Annotated in this window: 16 protein-coding genes; 7 read left to right on the top strand and 9 right to left on the bottom strand. The window is 62.4% G+C overall.

The genetic code is table 11. The annotated features are described in order from the left end of the window. The first annotated feature begins 146 nt into the window (after nt 1-146). The 3 genes from NE609_RS02625 (at nt 147) to NE609_RS02635 (ending at nt 3,196) form a co-directional block, all read left to right on the top strand. Nucleotides 147-821: a response regulator transcription factor gene (locus NE609_RS02625; protein ID WP_101549930.1), complete on the top strand. Its 675-nt coding sequence runs from the start codon at nt 147-149 to the stop codon at nt 819-821. Beyond that, nucleotides 818-2,161: a cell wall metabolism sensor histidine kinase WalK gene (locus tag NE609_RS02630; RefSeq protein WP_256151612.1), complete on the top strand. Its 1,344-nt coding sequence runs from the start codon at nt 818-820 to the stop codon at nt 2,159-2,161. The genes NE609_RS02625 and NE609_RS02630 overlap by 4 nt, the downstream gene beginning before the upstream one ends. A gap of 90 nt (nt 2,162-2,251) precedes the next feature. Further along, the gene (locus NE609_RS02635; RefSeq protein WP_256151613.1) at nt 2,252-3,196 is read left to right on the top strand and encodes a 2-hydroxyacid dehydrogenase; all 945 of its coding nucleotides are present in this window, start codon (nt 2,252-2,254) and stop codon (nt 3,194-3,196) included. Nucleotides 3,197-3,341: 145 nt separating this feature from the next. Here the strand turns inward: NE609_RS02635 and NE609_RS02640 are convergent, their stop codons facing one another. From NE609_RS02640 to NE609_RS02680, 9 genes are all read right to left on the bottom strand, one after another. Then, on the bottom strand, nt 3,342-4,142 hold the full coding sequence (locus NE609_RS02640; protein WP_101549940.1) for a cyclase family protein: 801 nt from the start codon (nt 4,140-4,142) through the stop codon (nt 3,342-3,344). Between the two features lie 92 nt (nt 4,143-4,234). Beyond that, nucleotides 4,235-5,485, bottom strand: coding sequence for a DUF1116 domain-containing protein (locus NE609_RS02645; protein ID WP_101549942.1), 1,251 nt, complete (start codon nt 5,483-5,485; stop codon nt 4,235-4,237). Nucleotides 5,486-5,534: 49 nt separating this feature from the next. Continuing rightward, nucleotides 5,535-5,705: a fdrA domain protein gene (locus tag NE609_RS02650; protein WP_101549944.1), complete on the bottom strand. Its 171-nt coding sequence runs from the start codon at nt 5,703-5,705 to the stop codon at nt 5,535-5,537. A gap of 13 nt (nt 5,706-5,718) precedes the next feature. Further along, complete coding sequence (gene fdrA / locus NE609_RS02655; protein WP_256151614.1) at nt 5,719-7,272, bottom strand: acyl-CoA synthetase FdrA; 1,554 nt, start codon at nt 7,270-7,272, stop codon at nt 5,719-5,721. Nucleotides 7,273-7,291: 19 nt separating this feature from the next. Next, nucleotides 7,292-8,218: a DUF2877 domain-containing protein gene (locus NE609_RS02660; RefSeq protein ID WP_121586757.1), complete on the bottom strand. Its 927-nt coding sequence runs from the start codon at nt 8,216-8,218 to the stop codon at nt 7,292-7,294. Next, the gene (locus NE609_RS02665) at nt 8,199-9,866 is read right to left on the bottom strand and encodes a PucR family transcriptional regulator (protein WP_121586758.1); all 1,668 of its coding nucleotides are present in this window, start codon (nt 9,864-9,866) and stop codon (nt 8,199-8,201) included. Before NE609_RS02665 ends, NE609_RS02660 begins: the two co-directional genes overlap by 20 nt. A 336-nt stretch (nt 9,867-10,202) precedes the next feature. Continuing rightward, complete coding sequence (locus NE609_RS02670; protein WP_101549953.1) at nt 10,203-11,723, bottom strand: acyl-CoA carboxylase subunit beta; 1,521 nt, start codon at nt 11,721-11,723, stop codon at nt 10,203-10,205. A 74-nt stretch (nt 11,724-11,797) separates the two neighbouring features. Beyond that, on the bottom strand, nt 11,798-13,309 hold the full coding sequence (locus NE609_RS02675) for an amidase family protein (RefSeq protein WP_256151615.1): 1,512 nt from the start codon (nt 13,307-13,309) through the stop codon (nt 11,798-11,800). A gap of 5 nt (nt 13,310-13,314) precedes the next feature. Further along, a complete protein-coding gene (locus tag NE609_RS02680; RefSeq protein ID WP_101549957.1) occupies nt 13,315-14,520 on the bottom strand; it encodes a CaiB/BaiF CoA-transferase family protein in 1,206 nt (401 codons plus the stop codon). A 771-nt stretch (nt 14,521-15,291) separates the two neighbouring features. Here NE609_RS02680 and NE609_RS02685 point away from each other — a divergent pair. The 4 genes from NE609_RS02685 to NE609_RS02700 all read left to right on the top strand — a co-directional run bounded on the left by NE609_RS02685 (nt 15,292) and on the right by NE609_RS02700 (nt 20,422). Further along, nucleotides 15,292-16,128, top strand: coding sequence for a xanthine dehydrogenase family protein subunit M (locus tag NE609_RS02685; RefSeq protein ID WP_158595618.1), 837 nt, complete (start codon nt 15,292-15,294; stop codon nt 16,126-16,128). 13 nt (nt 16,129-16,141) lie between these two features. Then, a complete protein-coding gene (locus tag NE609_RS02690; protein WP_101549961.1) occupies nt 16,142-16,627 on the top strand; it encodes a (2Fe-2S)-binding protein in 486 nt (161 codons plus the stop codon). Continuing rightward, on the top strand, nt 16,624-18,945 hold the full coding sequence (locus NE609_RS02695; RefSeq protein ID WP_256151616.1) for a xanthine dehydrogenase family protein molybdopterin-binding subunit: 2,322 nt from the start codon (nt 16,624-16,626) through the stop codon (nt 18,943-18,945). The genes NE609_RS02690 and NE609_RS02695 overlap by 4 nt, the downstream gene beginning before the upstream one ends. A 145-nt stretch (nt 18,946-19,090) precedes the next feature. Next, nucleotides 19,091-20,422, top strand: coding sequence for a uracil-xanthine permease family protein (locus NE609_RS02700; protein WP_256151617.1), 1,332 nt, complete (start codon nt 19,091-19,093; stop codon nt 20,420-20,422). Nucleotides 20,423-20,565: the final 143 nt, after the last annotated feature.

Consider the following 20,565-nt stretch of genomic DNA (forward strand, 5'->3'; position numbering starts at 1 on the left):
CAGGCTTAATCATAGTCCTTCTGTATGAACTTTTTTTGAACTCCCGAACCCGTAGAGCGGTCTTTGGCGGAAATTTAACCTTTTGTTCATAAAAATCCGATATACTCAACATGGACTTGTGAAACTTTCTTGGGGGCGTGATGCTGATGTTCCATATCCTGGTGGCGGAGGACGATTACAGTCTGCGGGAATTGATGAGCGACTACCTGGCGGAAAACGGATACCAGGTCTATCAGGCGAAAAACGGAGCGGAGGCGCTCGCGGTCATGGAGGACGCGCACATCGACCTGCTGATCTGCGACATCATGATGGCGGAGCTGGACGGCTACCGGCTGACGCAGGAGCTGCGGCAGGCGGGGTATACGCTGCCGGTCATCATGGTGACGGCGCGGGAGACGCTGGAGGACAAGCACCAGGGGTTTCTGGCGGGCACCGACGACTATATGGTCAAGCCGGTCGATTTCGAGGAGCTGCTCTGGCGGGTGTCGGCGCTGCTGCGGCGGGCGCAGATGGCCAGCGGCCACAAGCTGCGCATCGGCGACATCGAGCTCGACTACGACGCGCTCTCGGTGACCGACGAGCACGGCACCGCGGTGCTGCCTAAAAAGGAGTTCCAGCTCCTGTTCAAGCTCCTGAACGCCCCCGGCAAGACCTTTACCCGCCAGCAGCTGATGGACGACATCTGGGGGCTCGACTCCGACGCGGACGAGCGCACGGTGGACGTGCACATCAAGCGCCTGCGGGAAAAATTCGGCGGCCTGCGGCAGTTCAAGCTCGTGACGGTGCGCGGGCTGGGCTACCGCGCGGAGAAGCTGGTATGAACGCGGGTAAAAGGGACGGCCGCGAGGCGGCCGACATCCTGCGGATTCACTCGGTGCGCTTCAAATACCTGGTGACCCTCTTCGTGGTCATCTTCCTGGCGTGCGGGATCACCTATCTGGTCACCTTCATCAACATCTGGGGCAGGATGCAGCAGTCGGCCGAACTGCAGATCCAGTCGGTCGTGGACATCTTCGCGGGGTTCATGGACCGCTCCGGCCTGACGACGCGGGACATCGTCGACGAGCTGAGAAAGCGCCTCGACGTCGTGGAGGTCTACGAGCGCGCGGATGAGCTGCCCGGACCCTTTTCCGGCGCCGCGCTCGAGCCGGGAAAGCTCGAGATGCGCACGGTGGAGGGCCGTTTTGAAGGGGCGGTGCGGATGCCAGACGGCTACCTGTACCTTTCTGTCACGCCCCCGCCGGGCCAGTTCACGGGGATCCGGAAGCTGGTGCTACAGACCCTCTTCCTCTGCGCGGCGATCGCGAGCCTCGGCGCGGTGGTCGCCATCCACCGCGCCATCCGCCCGCTGCAGAAGCTCAACCAGGCCATCCGGCAGGTGGCGCGCGGCAACTTCGACGTGCACGTCGACTTTGAGAGCCGCGACGAAATGGGGGTCGTGGTGCGCAACTTCAACTGGATGGTCGGGGAGCTGCGCAACATCGAATATCTCCGCAAGGACTTTGTGAGCAGCGTCTCCCACGAGTTCAAGACCCCGATCGCCGCGATCCAGGGGAGCGTCAAGCTGCTGACCTCGGCCCCCTATGGAAAGCTCAGCGAGGAGAAATTCCAGAAGTACACCCGCCTGATCTCCGACGAGACTGACCGCATGGCGAGCCTCTCCTCCAATCTGCTGCGCCTGTCCAGGCTGGAAAACCAGTCGGCCGCGGAAAACCCCACCGTCTTTTCCCTCGACGAACAGATCAGGCGCTGCATCCTGCTGCTGGAAAACCAGTGGCACGCCAGGCACATCGACCTCGACATCCAGCTTGACCGGGCGGACTACCGGGGGGACGAGGAGCTCGTGCAGCAGCTCTGGCTGAACCTGCTCTCCAACGCGATCAAGTTCACCGGCGAGGGGGGCAATATCTCGGTCAAGCTGCGCCGGGTCGTCGGCGGGCTGCGGGTGGAGATCGCCGACGACGGGATCGGCATGTCTCCCGAGACGCAGCAGCGCATCTTTGAGAAGTTTTACCAGGGGGACGGCTCCCACTCCCGCGAGGGCAACGGCCTCGGGCTTTCGATCGTCAAACGGATCCTCGACCTGCACGGCGGCGCGATCAAATACGAGAGCGCGCCGGGCGCGGGGACAACCTGCACGGTGACGCTGCCCGACCGGTAAAATTTTCTTCCCGGGGATGCAATATACGCCGGGACATGCTATGATATCCATGAGAATACCGGCCCCCGGGCCGCTGCAAGGAGGATTCCCATGAAACTGGTGATTCTGGAGCCGCTGGGCGTGGAAAAGGAAAAACTGCTGGCGATGGCGGAGAAGGCCGCCGCTGGGCGGATCGAAATCGTTTCTTACGACACCCGCGCCGAGGACGTGCCCACGCTCATCGAGCGCAGCCGGGACGCGGACGCGGTCGTGCTCTCCAACCTGCCCTATCCGCGCGAGGTGATCGAGCGGTGCCCCGCCCTCAAGCTGATCCTGGTGGCGTTTACCGGCGTCGACCATGTTGCGATGGATGCCTGCCGGGAACGCGGCGTCACCGTCTGCAACTGCGCGGGCTATTCCACCGTCGCGGTGGCCGACCTCGTGTTTGGGCTGCTGATCGCCCTCTGCCGCAGCATCCTTCCCTGCGACCGGGCGGTGCGGGAGGGCGGCACCAAGGCGGGGCTTATCGGGACCGAGCTGGAGGGCAAGAAGTTCGGGATCGTCGGCGCCGGGGCGATCGGCCTGCGCGTCGCGCGCATCGCCGAGGCGTTCGGATGCGAGGTGGTCGCCTACAGCCGCACCCAAAAGCCGGAGACGGGGCTGCGCTACGTCGGACTCGACGAGCTGCTCTCCAGCTGCGACGTCGTGTCGCTGCACGTGCCGCTCAACGACGGGACGCGCGGGCTCATCGGCGCGCGGGAGCTGGGCCTCATGAAGAAAACCGCCTTCCTCATCAACACGGCGCGCGGCCCGGTGGTGGACAGCGCGGCGCTCGCGAAGGCGCTGTCCGACGGGGTGATCGCGGGCGCGGGGATCGACGTCTTCGAGACCGAGCCGCCCATCCCGCGGGACCATCCGCTCTTTTCCGCCCCCAACCTGGTCGCGACGCCGCACGTCGCGTTCGCCACGAAGGAGGCGCTTGAAAAGCGCGCGGTGATCGTCTTCGAGAACCTCGCGGCGTGGCTGGACGGCGCGCCGGAAAACGTCGTCTCCTGAAGCGCGGAGCAACCGAAGAAAAGCGGCGTCCGGCCAAGTGGCCGGGCGCCGCTTTCCACATCCGGGCATGGCTGCGGCCGCCCCGCGTAAGCGGGGCGGCCGCAGCCGTGAGGAAGACACGAACCGTAATTTACGGAGAGATCAATCAGACATCGTCGAAGCCGGTGAAGGCAACGATACGGCTGATGCAGCTCTCGCCCTCGGTGAACTTCCAGGGGAAGCAGCCGATGACGCAGCGCTTGTTGCTCAGCTCGTCGATCTGGCCGCCCAGGCACTCGGCGTGGATCGCCTCGTAGGGCTGGCAGAAGAGCTGGATGTGCATGGCCTGATAGTTCTTCGGCCACTCGTAGATCTCGTTGAGGTGTTTGCCATAGCGCTCCATGAAGATCTTGTCGCAGGCCTCGGCCTCCATAGGCTCCCAGTCACGGATCTTGGTGTTCATCGGATGGTCGGCGGAACCGCAGTCGACGCCGATCCACTTGATTTCCATGTCGCGGACCCACTGGATGAAGTCCATCGACGGGCCGGGGTGACGCAGCATGTAGCGCTTCTCATCCGCGGTCGGCTGATCGAAGCCGTATTTGTGGTAGCCGGTGTTGATGATCAGGATATCGCCCTTGTGGACGTCGGCGCGGTCGGTGATGTCCTTCGGGGTGTAGATGCCGAAATCCTGCGCCATATCGGACAGGTCGACCACGACGCCGGGGGCGCACAGCTTGGTCAGCTCGAGGGACGCGATGTCGCGGCCGGCGGTATCAAAATGCAGGGGGCCGTCGAGATGGGTGCCGACATGGTTGGAATGGGTCACCAGCTGGCCGTTCGCACCGTTCGGCGCCAGACGTTTGAAGAATTTCATCTGCATGGGCTCATAGGTCGGCCACGGCGGGGTGAGGATACCAATCGGGATGCTCAGGTCATAGATTTTCACGTCGCTCCACTTGCTCATAAAATTGCCTCCTTAAGATTGAATTGTATGTAGGTATACAAACGACTGTTTTCAGGTCCCCATGGGGACAGGATACGGGAGAGGGGAAGAAATTATTCCATCCACTCGCCGCACGCCTCAAGCGCATCCTCGAAGCACTTCATCGGCGGGCTGACGATACCGGCGCCGACCTGGCCGACGCCCATGTCCTTGTGGGCGATACCGGTGTTGATGATCGGGCGGATGCCGGTTTCGATGACCTTGCGGATGTCGATGCCGGTGGCGCTGCCGCGGAAGTTGAGGGCCGGAATCTGGTAGGTGTTGCCCTCGCCCTCGGTGATCTCATACATCTGGGTGGAGTACTTGATGGAATCGGCCACGGTGCCGCCGACGAACTGGACGATCGCGGGGGCCGCCGCCATGCAGAAGCCGCCGATGCCGGTGGTCTCGGTGATGCAGCTGTCGCCGACGTCCGGGTTGGCGTCCGCCTGGGTGTAGCCGGGGAAGTAGAGGCCGTCGATGATCTCCGCGGGAGCGGTGAACCAGCGGTTGCCGAAGCCGGAGACGCGGATGCCGAATTCCGTTCCGTTGCGGGCCATCGTGTAGACGATGGTGCAGTAGGGGATGTTGCCCACGGGGTCCATGGTGGATTTGCAGGCGGGCATCGTGAGGTTCAGGAAGGTGTGGTCGTTGGAGTTGAGGAACTCGAGGACCTTGACGATCTTCTCCAGCGGGAAGTGGGTCTGCGCGATCGCGGGAGCGAGCTCACGGATCAGCAGGGAGGTGCCGGCCTTGTTGCGGTTGTGGCCCTCGTCGCCCATCTGCAGGACCTGCGCGATCATCGTCTTGAGGTTGATCTCGCCGTGGATGGCGATGGCTTCCTTGACGATCGGGTAGAACTCGTTCTGGATCCATTTCAGGCGGTCGATGACCTCGTCGCCGAAGGCGCCGAAGCGGAGAACCTTGCCGAGGCCCTCGTTCACGGTGCAGTACGCGTAGTTGCCGGAGGTCTTGTTGACGACCTTCCAGACAGGCATCGAATAGGTCACGATACCGGCCATCGGGCCGACCGCGTTGTGGTGGTGGCAGGAGTCAAAGGTGATCTCGCCCGAGGCGGCCAGCTTTTCGGCCTCCTCCTTGTTGGCGGCGAGGCCCTCGTAGATGAGGCCGCCGATGACGGCGCCGCGGACCGGGCCGCACATTTTATCCCATGTGACCGGCGGGCCGGCGTGAAGGATGGTCTTCTTGGTCATACCGGGGATGTCCTCTCCGGCAGTGCCCATCCCGACAAGCGTCGGCTGCGCGCCGAGGATGCGTTTTAACGCCTCCGCGTTGGCTTGGTTGATCTTTTCGCCCAACGTCATTGTAAATTCCTCCTGTTATCTGAAATTTGTGAATTGAACCGCGAAGATTTTATTTGAGCATCCCAAGCAGGGACGCCATCTTCTTGTTTCCGCCGGCGACCGGCTTCCAGTCGACGTGGATCGCTTCCTGCTTCTGGGTCTTGAGGTCCTCGTAGAAGGACTCGATGCCAAGGTTGACGATGTGCAGCTTTTTATTGAAGAGTTCGTTGAGTTTGCTCATGTTCCTGACCCCCTTACTTGATGTTCGAGATGATCCGCTCAACAAGGCGGGTCGCCTGCGAGTTGGTGGGCATCACGACCGCGCCCGCGTCGCGCAGCTGCTGCTGCGTCTTGGAGAGGGACTGCGGGTCCTCCTCGGTGCCGCAGACGGAGGTGATGACGCTCAGGTAGCGGCCGTCCTTCTCGGCGTTCGCCTTGGCGGTGCGGATGGCGTCGGCAAGGTCCTCGGCCGGGTTGGGATGGGAGCCGTAGCCGATGACACAGTCCGCGAGGATGACGGCGACCGTCGGGTCGAGCGACTCCTTGACCACGCGCTCGGCGCGCAGGGACGGGTCGATCATCGGATGCGGGCGGCCGCGGGTGAAGTCGTCGTCGCCGTAGTCGAGGCAGGTGTTCTCGACGCCCACGTTGACGTCCTCGAGCTGGAATTCGGGCTTCAGCGGGATGTTGGAATAGACGCCGCCGAACGCCTTGGTGAGCATCTTCATCGCCTCGTCGCAGAGGGTGCCGCCGGTGTAGAGGCCGCGGACGTACTTCTGCGTGGGAGCGAACTTGGCGGTCTCCGCCTTGACGATCGCGTCGATCTCGACGTCGGGGGCCGAGAAGCCGGTGAAGTCGACAACCGGCTCGCCCTTGGAGAGGGCGACCGCCTTGCGGGCCGCGTCCTCGAGGGAGAGAGCGGGGATGAGGCCGTATTTTTTGACCTGCTCGGGATCGCCGCCGACGAAGCAGACGACGACCGGCTTGCCGGAAGCGGCGGCCTGCTTGAGAATCTTATCCGCGATCTCCTCGGCCGGAGGCTTGGAGGTCAGCGCGATGACCTTGGTCTTGGGGTCCTGGATGAGGGCGTCGAGCGCGAAGGTCATCATGAGGCCGCCGATCTCGATCTTGAGGTCGCGGCCGCCGGTGCCGATGACCTGCGAGACGCCGCCGCCGAACTGGCCGATCAGCGAGGAGAGCTCCTGGGTGCCGGTGCCGGAGGCGCCGACGATGCCGATGTCGCCCGGGCGGATGACGTTCGCGAAGGCGAGCGGGACGTTGTTGATGATCGCGGTGCCGCAGTCGGGGCCCATCATGAGCAGCTCCTTGGAGACGGCTTTCTCCTTGAGGCGCTTCTCCTCCTCGATCGTGACGTTGTCGCTGAAGAGCATGACGTTGATGTCGTGGTCGAGGCACTCGTCCGCGACGCCGGCGGCATACTTGCCGGGGACGGAGATGATCGCCAGGTTGAGCTGGTCATCCATCTTGATGGCGGAGGAGAGGGTCGGCGGATAGTAGTTGGCGCTGCTGTTCTCCTTCTTCTTGGTCAGCAGTTCGTCGACCTTCGCAAGGGCGGCGGCCATGACGTCGTCGTTTTCGCACCTGATGGCGACGAAGAAGTCGTTGGCGGTGATCGTCTCGAACTCGGGCGTCACAAGGCCGAGGTTGTGGGCGATGTCCCGGTTGAGGTCGGTGCCCATGCCGACGAGGGCCTCCTCGACGCCGTCGAGTTTCTTGAGGTCCTTGGAGATGAGCATGAGGGTTACCGAGTCGTAATAGGTATTCTGCTTGATATCCAGCTTAACCAATGCCGATTCCTCCATTATGTTAGATTTTTGCGCCGAAATAGATGCCGCTGAGGATGTCCGTCCCGGACGTTTCCCCAAAGGATATGACTCTGGAAGCAGCGCTTTCGAGCGACTGCGTGGGTCCGTTTGAAAAGAGCTGCCCGACCGTGTCGAGCACGTCGGCGGAGAGCAGGCCCTGCGACGAGCGGACGAGAAAACTGCCGCTGATGACGTTGGTCTTGACGCGCGCGGCGTAGCCCATGCGCTGGGTGATGTCCATCGTGCGGAGCACACGGCCCCTTGCGCCGCCTCGGGCGAGCATCGCCGCCATCATCCCGCACAGGAAGTCGTCGGAGGAGGGGGTGAGGCCCGGCCCGCAGCCGGCCATCGCGCCGGCCGCCGCGGAGATTTCCACGATCTGCCCCGTGTGCAGCGCGTCGAAGAGGCGCCGGACGCGTGGGAGCAGGAAAGCGGTGTAGTGGTTGTGGGGAAAGCGCTCCGCGTAATCTGCGGAGGAGCCCTCCTCCAGGTGGAAGACGAGCGGCGCCATGCCCTCCGGCTTGCCCTCCTCGCCGATGACCCCCGCGAGGCGTTCGAGCCTGTCGGACAGGTCGTGCGGGACGATCAGCTCTTTGCGATCGAGCACAGAGAGGTCGGTGGCGGCGGCGTCCGCCATATCCACGCGCAGTTCCCCGGCGGCCGCCTCCCCCGGCAGGAGCATCGCGCTCATATCGGGCCGCAGCCCGAGGGCGGGGAAGGGGATGTCGATGTCAATGCGCACCGAAAAGGGATAGAGCGGACGGCATTTGGGAAGCAGCGTCACGAGCCCGAGGGGGGTGACAAGGTTGACCGCCCGGTCAAAAACGGAGTGAACGGTTGCGGGACAGCCCCCGGCGGGGATCGATCTGCGCAGGCTGTTGCAGATCTCCAGTGCCGGGACCGCGCCTTCATCTGTCTCTCTGCACATCATAAATCTTCAGCGCGATCTGCAGATTGAGAAGCTGGTCGGCGTTGTCGAAGCTCACGCCGGCAAGTTCCTTGATCCGCTGGATGCGGTAGGCGACGGTGTTGTAGTGGACGCCCAGCTCCTCCGCGAGTTTTTTGAGGTTGCCCCCGCACTTGAAGTAGGTCTGGAGCGTCCGCACGAGCTCGGAGTCGTGGTCGCGGTCGTAGTCGACGAGGACCTTGAGGGTCTCGGTGTAGAAGGACTGTAGCTCGTTCTGAAGGGTGTCACAGGAGAGGAAGCGGTAGACGCCCATATCCTCGAAATAGTGGACCCGCACCCCGCCCACAGAACCGCACCCGGCGGCGCGCTTGGCTTCGGAGCAGCTTTTCCACAGGTCCGCGGTGTCGGGGTAGGCCCTTCCGATCCCGATGCTGATAAACTCGAGCAGCCCGTCGTCCGCGAGCGCCTTGCCGAAGACCTCCATGAACTGGGAGACCTCCTGCTTGCAGAGCGCGGGAGAACGGGAGCTCTGCTCAAAGACGAGCACGATGTTGTCGCACTTGTTGACGAAGAGCAGCTTGTAGGAGGCGCTGCGCGACAGGCGGCGCAGGACGCGCACGATGTTGTTGTTCATCTTGTAGAGCGCGCCGTTGGAAAGGGAGAGGGAGTTGTGCGAATTAATCACCTGGACCACCGCCACCTGGTGGATGGCCTCGATGTCGAAATCGAAGTATTCGGCGTTGGCCAGCGCCTTGCGCTGGCTGAGCTCGTCGTTGACGAGCAGGTCGTCGAGGAAGGAGACCTTGTGGTTGTTCTCCATCTCGAAGAGGGAGATCTTTTTGAGCATCTCCAGCGCGATCAGCGAGGTGGAGGCTTCGATGACGGCCAGGTCCACGCTGGTGACCTCGCGGTTGTCCTCCCACATGAAGATGTAGCCGTAGAGCTTCTTGTCGCTGTAGATGGGGACGGTGATCTTGCTGCACTCCCGCCCGTCCACCTTGCACAGCTCCCGCCAGCTCAGGGCGTTGTCGCTGCCGTGCCGCTCGCCTGCGTTGTCCCGCACGCAGTTTTCCATCTGGCGGTAGATCGCGTCGCGGCGGCTGTAGGTGGCGGAGATGACGTAGGAGGAGAAGAACTCGTTGTAGATGGCGACGCTGTTGCCGTAGCGGTTGTGCAGCGTCTGGGTGATCGCCTGAAGGTTCCCGCCGCTGAGCATCGTCGCGGTGAGCGACTTCTGCAGGTCGTAGATGTCCATGAGCACCTGCGCCTGGTTGTTGACGATGGTGGTCAGCACGGGGGTGATGATCTTGGAGAAGGAAACCTCCGGCGGGATCTCAAAGATGGGGAAGGAGAGCGCGTTGGCGGCGTTGATGACCGCCTGCGGGGTTTCGCGGATATACCGCTTGGGCTTGATGCCCAGCCCCACGACGCCGCGGCTGTTGAGGGCGGGAACCAGCTCGACGAGCTTTTCCACATCGTCCTTGATCGAATAGGCGGTGGTGACGATCAGCTCCCCGCCGCTCACCCAGTCGATAATGTCGGGTACCTCCATGACGTTCATCGAGGTGACGACGCGGTCGAGGCCGCCCCTGCCCGCGATCAGCTTGGCGCCCTTGAGGACTTCCATCTCGAGCACCGACCTGACAGAAATGCCGTATGTTTTATCCATGGGGGAACCTCCTAACGGACCGGCTTACCCTGTCATTACTTTCATCATACTATTAAAAAAAGCGAAGTCAACATTTGTTGTGTAAAATATACAATGTAGAAAAATTCGCTTTGTTTTGATCGACTTTGACATAGGAGTTTTTCAATATAAATGGCCCAAAAAATTGTGAAAATAGCCAAATAAGTCAGAAAAATAAACGAATTGTTAAAGAATTGCCAATTTTTAGAGTGCAAAACACTGTGGAACTTTTACAATCTCACAAAACCTTCTCAGGAGGGGCCGCCGTCCCGCCCGCCTGACGGGCGGGACGGCAGCACAGGGGGAGGGACACGCAAATCAGAGCGGAATGTTGCCGTGCTTCTTCTCGGGGATCGACTGTTCCTTGCCGCGCAGCATCTCGAACGCCGCGACGATCTTCTGGCGGCTCTCGGCGGGGTGGATGACGTCGTCGACAAAGGCGTGCTCGGCCGCCTTGTAGGGGGTGGCGAACTCGGCCTTGTACTGCTCGATCGACTGGGCGCGCTGCTCGGGGCCCTCCTTGCGGAAGATGATGTTGGCTGCGCCCTCGGGGCCCATGACGGCGATCTCCGCGTCAGGCCACGCGAAGGAGACGTCCGCGCCGAGCTCCCGGCAGCACATCGCGAGGTAGGCGCCGCCGTAGGCCTTCCTCAGGATGAGGGTGACCTTGGGCACGGTGGCCTCGCTGTAAGCGTAGAGCATCTTGGCGCCGTGGCGGATGATGCCGCCGTACTCCTGGTGGGTGCCGGGCAGGAAGCCGGGCACGTCGACGATGGTGAGCAGCGGCAGGCCGAACGCGTCGCAGGTGCGGATGAACCGCGCGGCCTTGTCGGAGGCGTTGATGTCGAGGCAGCCCGCGCCGACCTTCGGCTGGTTGGCGATGATGCCGACCGCCTGCTTGTTGATGTGCGCGAAGCAGGTGATCATGTTGGTGGCATAGAGCGGCTGGTAGTCCATGTAGTCGCCCCGGTCGACGATGCCGCGGATCACGTCGTACATGTTGTAGGCGCGGTTGGCGTTGTCGGGCAGGATGGTGGCCAGCTCGGGCACGAGGCGGTAGGGATCGTCGCCGAAGTCGATCTCAGGGGCCTTTGCCTTCCAGTTGGAGGGCAGGAAGGAGAGCAGGCGCTTGATCTGCGCGATGCAGTCCTGGTCGTTCTGGGTCATGAAGTGGGCGACGCCGCTCTTCTTGTTGTGGGTGGTCGCGCCGCCGAGGTCCTCGCCGGTGACGACCTCGCCGGTGACCGTCTTGATGACGTCGGGGCCGGTGATGAACATCTTGCTGGTCTTGTCGACCATGAAGATGAAGTCGGTGAGCGCGGGGGAGTAGACCGCGCCGCCGGCGCAGGGACCCATGATCGCGGTGATCTGGGGGACGACGCCCGAGGCGGCGGTGTTGCGGAAGAAGATCTTGCCGTAGCCGGAGAGGCCGTCGATGCCCTCCTGGATGCGCGCGCCGCCCGAGTCGTTCATGCCGACGACGGGCGCGCCGACCTTGCGGGCGGCCTCGAGCACGTGGCAGATCTTGTTGGCCTGCATCTCGCCGAGCGAGCCGCCCATGATCGTGAAGTCCTGCGCGTAGGCGAAGACGACGCGGCCGTCGACCTTGCCGTAGCCGCAGACGACGCCGTCGGTCGGCTGGTGCTTCTGAGGCATGTCGAAGTAGGTGCAGCGGTGGGTGACGAAGGTATCCATCTCGACGAAGGTGCCCGGGTCAAAGAGCAGCCCGAGCCGCTCGCGGGCGGTCAGCTTTCCGCCGGCGTGCTGCTTTTCGATCGCCTTGGCGTTGCCCTGGTAGATCGCTGTTTTGCGGGCAACAAGGTCTTCGATCTTATTCATTTTGGTTCCATCCCTTCATAGTCAGGTACCGGCGCGGCGGCCGGGAATTTCGCCGGGAAGCCCGGCGGGGGCCGTCACGCGAGCGGCGGCGTGGAAAGGGGCGGGCGGCGCAGATGGCTGTGCTGCTCGAACCCGTAGGCGATCGAAATGAGCTGCGGCTCCGCGAAGGGGCGCCCGAGGATCTCCATGCCGACCGGCACGCCGATGGGGGCGTCGTCCGAGGGGGTGGAGAAGCCGGCGGGCACGACGACCGCGGGATAGCCGGTCACCGAGCCGATGACGCCGTTGCGCTCCTGCTGGCTGCCGCCCGTCTTGCAGACGAGCTGCTGCTGGTGCGGGTAGACGATCGCGTCGATCGCATATTCGTCCATGATCGCGAGCACCTGCTTCTGGAGCTCGGCGCGCTTTTTGAGGCGCTCGTTGTAGGCGGGGGTTCCCACGTCGTAGCCCATCGCCTCGTCGAGGTTGCTCTTGAGGCCGGGGTGGTACTTGCCGCTGGCGAGCACGTCGGCCAGCGAGTGGATGGGGGCCGCGTCGCCGAAGCCCTCGAGGTACTGGCCGAGGTGGGCCTTGAGGTCGTGAATATGTACGCTGACGTTCTTGACGAGGTAGCCCGAGTCGATCTTTTCGGAGATGTCGACGAGCTCCGCGCCGGCGTCCCGCATGATCTGCAGGCTCTTTTCCATGCAGGCGTTGACCTCGCGGTGCAGGTCGTCGTCGGGGCCGAAGAAGCTGCGCAGCACGCCGATGCGCCTGCCGCGCAGGCCCTCGTCGTCAAGGTAGTCGAGATAGCTCGCCGGGATCTTACCGAGACAGGCCTCGGTGACGGGGTCCTTCGGGTCGCTGCCGGCGATCACGTCGAGCACGGCGGCGGCGTCCGCCACGGTGCGCGCGAGCGGGCCCGCGGTGTCCTGCGTCAGCGAATAGGGGACGATGCCGTCCCGGCTCACCAGCCCGATGGTGGGGCGGATGCCCACGAGGGAGCAGGCGGAGGAGGGGGAGCGGATCGAGTTGATCGTGTCGGTGCCGATGCCGACGATGCCGTAGTTGGCCGCCAGCCCCGCGCCCGTGCCGCCCGACGAGCCGCCGGGGGTGCGGGTGTGGTCGTAGGGGTTGTAGCTCTGGCCGAGGATCGAGCTGATCGTCTCGCCCCAGACGGCGAACTCATGCAGGTTCGTCTTGGCGATGATGACCGCCCCCGCCTCGCGGAGCTTTTTGGTAATATAGGCGTCCTTGTGGGTCTCGAACCCCTCGAGGGAGAGGGAGCCCGCGGTGGTCGGCATGTCGAAGGTTTCGCAGTTGTCCTTGAGCAGGACGGGGATGCCGTGGAGCGGGCCGGTCAGCCCGTCGGTCTGGAACCGCTCGTCGAGGCGGTCGGCCTCCTCGAGCGCGTGGGGGTTCACGAGGATGACCGCGTTGAGCTCGGGGCCCTTTTTGTCATAGGCCTCGATACGGGCGAGGCAGCCCTCGATGAGCTGGCGGCAGGTGAGGCGCCCGTCGAGCATCGCCTCATGGACGGAGGCGACGGTCGCCTCCTCGAGCATGAAGGGTTTCCCGTTGTGGTTCTCGCATCTCTCGTCGGTCATGGCGCTCACTCCTTCTTCGGCAGCGTGTCGATGTAGGCCTTGATGTCGTCCTCCGAATAGCCGAGGATGTCGCGCAGAACCTCGACGTTGTGTTCTCCGACCTGCGGGGCGGGCTCGCTGGGGAGCTCATCCTCGGGCGGGACGGTGCTCAGCTTGACCGGGTTGCCCGCGACCTTGACCTTGCCCATGTGGGTCTGCTCGACTTCGACGAGCATGTTGCGGTAGTTGATCTGCGGGTCCTCGAACAGCCGGTCGATCGAGTTGATCGGGCCGCAGGGGATGCCGTTGTCGACGAAGATCTTGAGCCACTCGTCGGTGGTTTTGTCCTTGATCCGCTCCTGCATCAGGTCGCTGAGCTCCTGCATATGCTTGTTGCGCTCGGGGTTGGTGGAGAACTTGGGATCATTGATGAGCTCCTGGCGGCCGGTGACCTCGCAGAACTTGGCGAAGAGCTTGTTGTTGCCGGCGGCGACAATGACCCAGCTGTCCTTGGTGCGGTAGGCCTCGAAGGGGGTGATGGACGGGTGCTTGAGTCCGAGCGGCCGCGCGACCTGGCCGGTCGCGGAGTACTTGGCGATGGCGTTCTCGAGGATGGCGACCTGGCAGTCGAGCATCGAGATGTCGACAAGCTGGCCCTCGCCGGTCTTTTCGCGCTCATAGAGGGCGGCCAGTGCGCCGTAGGCGCCCATCATGCCGGCGATGATGTCGCCGATCGAGGTGCCGACGCGCACGGGGTTTCCGTTCGGCTCGCCGGTGATGCTCATGACGCCGCCCATCGCCTGGACGATCATATCGTAGGCCGGCCTGCCGGAATAGGGCCCGGTCTGGCCGAAGCCGGAGATTGCAACATAGACGCAGCGGGGATTGATCTTCTTGACGTCCTCATAGCCGAAGCCCATCTTGTCGAGCGCGCCGGGCTTAAAGTTCTGAACGAACACGTCCACGTTCTTGACCAGGTCGGTCAGCACCTTTTTGCCCTCGGGGGTCTTGGCGTTGACTTCGAGGCTCTTCTTGCCGCGGTTGATGCTCAGGAAGTAGATGCTCTGCCCTTCCACGTAGGGGCCGTAGGCGCGGGCGTCGTCGCCCGAACCGGGCATCTCGCAGTGGATGACCTCGGCGCCGAGGTTGCGCAGCATCATGCCGCAGTAGGGGCCCGCGAGGACCTTGGTCATATCCAGCACCTTGATGCCGCTCAGTGGTTTGGTTGTCATAGTGTGATTCCTCCCGTTTCATATAATGTATACAATCTTCCACGGCCGGCCGCCGTTTGCCGCGCCGGCCCTATGAGAAAGCCGGCCCCGCCGGCGGTTTTTGAGACGAAATCAATTACCTGTTGTAATAACTCCATATCATGTGCTATACTTACAGCAATAAATCCATGGGAATCTTGTGGATTCTTCCCAAAATGCCGCGCATCCGTCCCATCCGCCCCGCAGGGTCACGAAAAGAGGACGGGAAGGAGCCTTCCGCTGCCGGCCGGACGATTTTGCATGGTAAAGAAGGAAATTCTTTCTTTTCGATGTGACCGCGGCCGTTTTCAAGGGGAAATCTAGTTTGTAGGTTATCTACATTATAGTGGATAATCCCCAACTTGTAAACTGGAGGAAATGCCTTTTGATCACAGAAAATGTTGATAATATTTATGCATTTCGCCCAATATTACAAAAAACGCAATTTTTTTCGGGCAAACTGCATTGTGATTTTTTCAGCATATCGGGGATTTTTTAATAGGTGCGTAAACAAACATGGCCTTCAAAAATCATAAGTATGACCAAGCCAAATATGCGATTCCCAAAAAACCTGACGGTCCGCCATAAAATGTTGTGAAGTTTTTATAAATCGATATGATCGAAAATGCCTAAATTCTCTTGCGAAATCTATTCATTACAGAAAATTTGGAAAAAATCGATTGATATGATTTGCCCATCTCAGTATAATAAGGTTAGTGGTAGTGACATTATGCCTAAAAAGGAGTGCTTATCGTGAAACAATTTAATTATTTAGCACCAAAATCCTTGCCCGAAGCACTTGCATTCCTGGCGGAGCACGGGGACTCCGCCGTGGTTTTTAACGGCGGCACCGACGTCGTCGTGCGGCTTCGCGACAACCTGATCGCCCCTGAGTACGTGATCGACATCAAGAAGATCCCCGGCCTGGACACGATCACGTTCGACGAAAAGACCGGCCTCACCATCGGCGCCTGCGTCACGATGAACGAGATCGGCGCCAACGAGTTCGTCCAGAAGTACTATCCCTACCTCGGCAAGGCGGCGCTGTCGGTCGGCTCCAAGCAGGTGCGCAACCGCGCGACCTGCATCGGCAACATCGTCAACGCCTCCCCGCTGGCCGATACCGGCACCCCGCTGCTCGCCAACGACGCTGTGATCCTGGCCGAGGGCCCGGAGGGCAAGCGGGAGATCCCCATCCGTGAATTCTTCATCTTCGTGCGCAAGACCGCGCTGAAAAAGGATGAGATCGTCACCGCCATCCGGGTGCCCTACCATGCGGGCTCGGAGGGCGTGTACACCAAGATCTCCCGCCGCCGCGAGGTCGACCTCTCCACCGTCTGCGCCACCGTGGTGCGGGACGGGGACGACTGGCGCATCGCGTTCGGCTCCGTCGCGCCCACCCCTCTGCGGCTCGTCAAGACCGAGGAGCTGCTCCGCGGCAAAAAGCTGGACGGCGCGCTGATCGAGCAGGCGGCCGAGCTGGCCAAGACCGAGGTCGCGCCGATCGACGACGTGCGCGCCTCCAAGGAGTACCGCGTCACCATCGTGGGGCTGATCGTCAAGAGAAGCCTCGAAGCCCTGGCGAAATAAGGAGGGGATACATATGAAATACCAGGTCAATTTCTTCGTCAACGAGGAGCCGGTCGAGCTCTACGTCGACGCCAATAAAACGATGCTCACCGTCCTGCGCGAGGAGCTCGACCTCACGGGCGCCAAGGAAGGCTGCGGCGCCGGCGAGTGCGGCGCGTGCACCGTCATCATGGACGGCAAGCCGGTCAACGCCTGCCTCGTGCTGGCGCCCGAGCTGGACGGCAAACACATCACCACCGTCGAGGGGCTGGCCGACCGCAAGGGCAACCTCTCCCCGCTGCAGGAAGCGTTCATCAAGCATGCCGCGCTCCAGTGCGGCTTCTGCACGCCGGGCTTCCTGATGACCGCCACGGCGCTCCTGAAGGAGAATCCGCACCCGACCCGCGACGAGATCAAGGCGGGCATCAGCGGCAACCTCTGCCGCTGCACCGGCTACAAACGGATCATCGAGGCCATCGAGGACGTTGCGGCACATACGGAAGGAGGCGAGCGCAAATGAGGACAGTCGGAACAACGATCGACAGGGTTGACGGCGTCAAAAAGGTCACCGGCCAGGCGAAATACGTGGACGACATCAGGATGTCCCGGATGCTCTACGCCCAGGTGAAGCGCAGCCCCTACGCGCACGCGAAAATCCTGAGCATCGACACGTCGGAGGCGGAGAAGCTGCCGGGCGTGAAGAGCGTCATCACGGGCGACTATTATAAGAAACGCGGCGGCCTCTACCTCGAGGACAAAAACTTCCTCGCGGTGGGCACCGCGAAATACCGCGGCGAAGCCGTCGCGGCGGTGGCGGCTGAGACGCTGGACATCGCGAAGGCGGCGGTCGAGCTGATCAAGGTGGAGTACGAGGAGCTGCCGGCGGTCACCAACCCGGTCGAGGGCATGAAGCCGGACGCGCCGCTCATCCATCCCGACCTGGGCACCTACAAGGTCGCCCCGATCTTCCACCCGGTGCCGGGCACCAACATCTCCCACCACTACAAACTCCGCAAGGGTGACGTCGACAAGGGCTTTGCCGAGGCGGATTACGTCGCGGAGCACACCTTCTATATCCCGCACGTCCAGCACGTGCCCATCGAGCCGCACGTGGCCGTCGCGCAGTACGAGGCGGACGGAAAGCTCACCGTGTGGGCGAGCTGCCAGTCCCCCTTCGCGGTGCGCCAGGCGCTGGCGACCTCCTTCGACATCCCGCTCAACAAGGTGCGGGTCATCTCCCCGTATGTCGGCGGCGGCTTCGGCTCCAAGGCGGGCACCACCCTCGAAGGCATCGTCATCCCGCTCTCGATGCTCAACTGCGGGCGCCCGGTCAAGATGACCTACACCCGTGAGGAGGAGTTCGAGGACGCGTATGTCCGCCAGGGCGTCTATGCGACCCTCAAGACCGGCGTGCGCAAGTCGGACGGCAAGATCCTCGCCCAGAAGATCGAGTATGTCTGGGACGGCGGCGCTTACACCGAGTACGGCGTCAACATCGTCAAGGCGGCTGGCATCGCCTGCCCCGGCCCCTACGACATCGACAACATCTGGTGCGACAGCTACTGCGTCTACACCAACCATCCGGTCGGCGGCCCGTACAGGGGCTTCGGCATGTGTGAGATCCACTTCGCCATCGAGCAGAACCTCGATATGATCGCGCACGAGATCGGCATGTCGGAGGTCGACATCCGCCGGGTCAACGGACTGCGGGCGGGCGGCGCCACCGCGACCGGCCAGATCCTCGAGGACTGCGGCTATCAGGACTGCCTCGAGACGGTTGTCAAGGAACTCGAGTACGACAAGCCCTGCGAGCAGGTCGCGCCCAACCTCATCCGTGCCAAGGGCATCGCGGGCGGCTGGAAATCGCCGTCTCAGCCCACTGACGTGGCCTCGGCCGCGATCATCCGCATGAACGAGGACGGCACCTTTATGCTCATGACGAGCGGCCAGGACATCGGCCAGGGCTCCGACACGGTGCTCACCCAGATCGCCGCCGAGGTGCTCGACATCGATCCGAGCAAGATCACCATCCGCACCGGCGACACCGACCACACCCCTTACGAGTGGCAGACGGTCGCGAGCCGCACCACCTACTGCGCGGGCAACGCGGTCAAACTGGCCGCCGAGGACGCGAAGAACGAGATCCTCGAGTTGGCGCAGATCAAGTTCGGATGCAGCAAGCGCGACCTCGAGCTCAAGGACGGCTATGTGGTGCATAAGATCCACAAGGATAAAAAGGTCCCGTTGAGCACCTTCGCGCTCGGGCTCACTCTGCCCGACGCGTCGGGCATCCACGGCCCGCTGATCGGCAAGGGCTCCTTCGTGGTCCCGAACAACGTGGGCTACGACCAGGAGACCGGCCAGAGCCCCAAGCCGGTGGCCTTCTGGACGGTCGGCGTCAACGGCGCCGAGGTCGAGGTCAACACCGACACGGGCGAGATCCGCGTGCTCAAGATGATCTCCTGCTTCGACCCCGGAAAGGTCATCAACCCGGCGCTCTACGAGGCGCAGGTGGAGGGCGCGATGGTCCAGGCGCTGGGCACCGCGATCTTCGAGGAGTTGATGCTCAAGGACGGGCGGATTCTCAACCGCAACTTCGTCGACTACAAGATCCCGACCGCGGACGACATGCCCGAACTGACGGTGCGCGTCGCGGAGCACGAGGAGCCGACGGGCCCGTACGGAGCGCGCGGCATCGGCGAGCCGGTCATGGTACCGGGCGCGCCGGCGATCGCCAACGCGGTGGCCAACGCGATCGGGTGCCGGTTCTTCCGGATGCCGATCAGGGCCGACGACGTGCTCAAGGCGCTCAAGGAGAAGAAAGCCCAGGAGGCTTAAAGAAAATAAGGACCGGGCGGCCGCGGCCATGCGGCCCGGCCGCCCGGAGGTGTGTTTTGGACAGCATGGCGGTATAAAGGGCTTCGGCCCTGAAATACATAGAGAAATGGAGACAAGGCTAATACTATGTTGAGGAGGTAAGTCAATGGCCAATACCAATCGAGGAATCTATAATGCCCCGCAGGAACTCGGCTGGCCGAAAACGGTTGTTTTGGGTCTGCAGCACGTCTTTGCGATGTTTGGTGCGACGGTTGTTGTCCCGATTATCACCGGCCTGAGCGTGCAGGTAACGCTCTTCTGCGCCGGTATCGGCACGCTGCTTTTCCACTTTATCACCAAGCGGAAAGCGCCTGTGTTCCTGGGCTCTTCCTTCGCGTTCCTCGGCGGTTTCGCGGCTGTCAAGGCACTGCCGCTGACCAATTCCGCCGGCGTTGCGCTGACGGAGGCTGAAAAGCTCCCGTATGCCTGCGGCGGTATCGTCTGCGCAGGTCTGGTCTATGTTATTCTGGCGGCGCTGATTCGCGCGTGCGGCATCAAGCGGATCATGCACTTCTTCCCGCCGGTCGTTACCGGCCCGATCATCATCCTCATCGGCCTGATTCTCGCTCCGAACGCGATCAACGACGCGAGCGGCAACTGGCTGCTGGCGATCGTCGCAATCATCGTGATCCTGGCGGCAAACGTCTTTGGACGCGGCATGATCAAGATCATCCCGATCCTGCTGGGCATCATCGTGTCCTATCTTGTGGCGCTGGTCACCGGGCATGTCGATTTCTCGGGCGTTGCGGCGGCGAACCTTGTCGGTATCGCGCCGTTTGCCCTTGCGAAATTTGACGCGAGCGCCATTCTGATCATGGTCCCGATCTCGCTGGCCTCCATGATGGAGCATGTCGGCGACATCGCGGCGGTCAGCGCGACCTGCGAGCGCAACTTCCTGGCGAACCCCGGCCTGCATCGCACCCTCATCGGCGACGGTCTTGCCACGAGCCTTGCCGGCCTCATCGGCGGCCCGGCGAACACCACCTACAGTGAGAACACCGGCGTTCTGGCGCTGACCAAGGTCTACGACCCGATCGTCATGGAAATCGCCGCCGTAGTGGCGATCCTGCTCTCCTTCATCCCGAAGTTCGGTGAGTTCGTCCATACCATCCCGAGTGCGACGATCGGCGGCGTTTCCTTCATCCTCTACGGCATGATCTCCGCCATCGGCGTACGCAACCTGGTTGAGAACCAGGTCGACCTGACCGAGTCCCGCAACGTTCTGATTGCGGCGATCATCCTCGTCAGCGGCCTCGGCTTCAACAACATCGGCGGTATCTCCTTCCAGATCGGCGGGGCGGGCTTCACGCTCAGCGGCCTTGCGATCGCGGCAATCCTCGGTATCCTGCTGAATGCGATTCTCCCCGGAAACGACTATGTCTTTAACGAGGAAGAATACGAGGTCGCGGCTACCAAGGATCTGAATGCGGACCTCTAAAAACCATCAGAAGTCTGTGAGATTTTGCTCCATTTCTCTGCAAACTTGCAGAAATCGGGGTTGGGCGGCTCTTTCCGGCGACGGAAAGGGCCGCCCTTCCTTTTGCTGGAAGGCGGCGCGGGCGCCCACCGGGATTTCACACA

Origin of the sequence: Anaerotruncus sp. DFI.9.16, assembly GCF_024461615.1 — a bacterium.
Taxonomy (GTDB): Bacteria; Bacillota; Clostridia; order Oscillospirales; family Ruminococcaceae; genus Anaerotruncus; species Anaerotruncus massiliensis.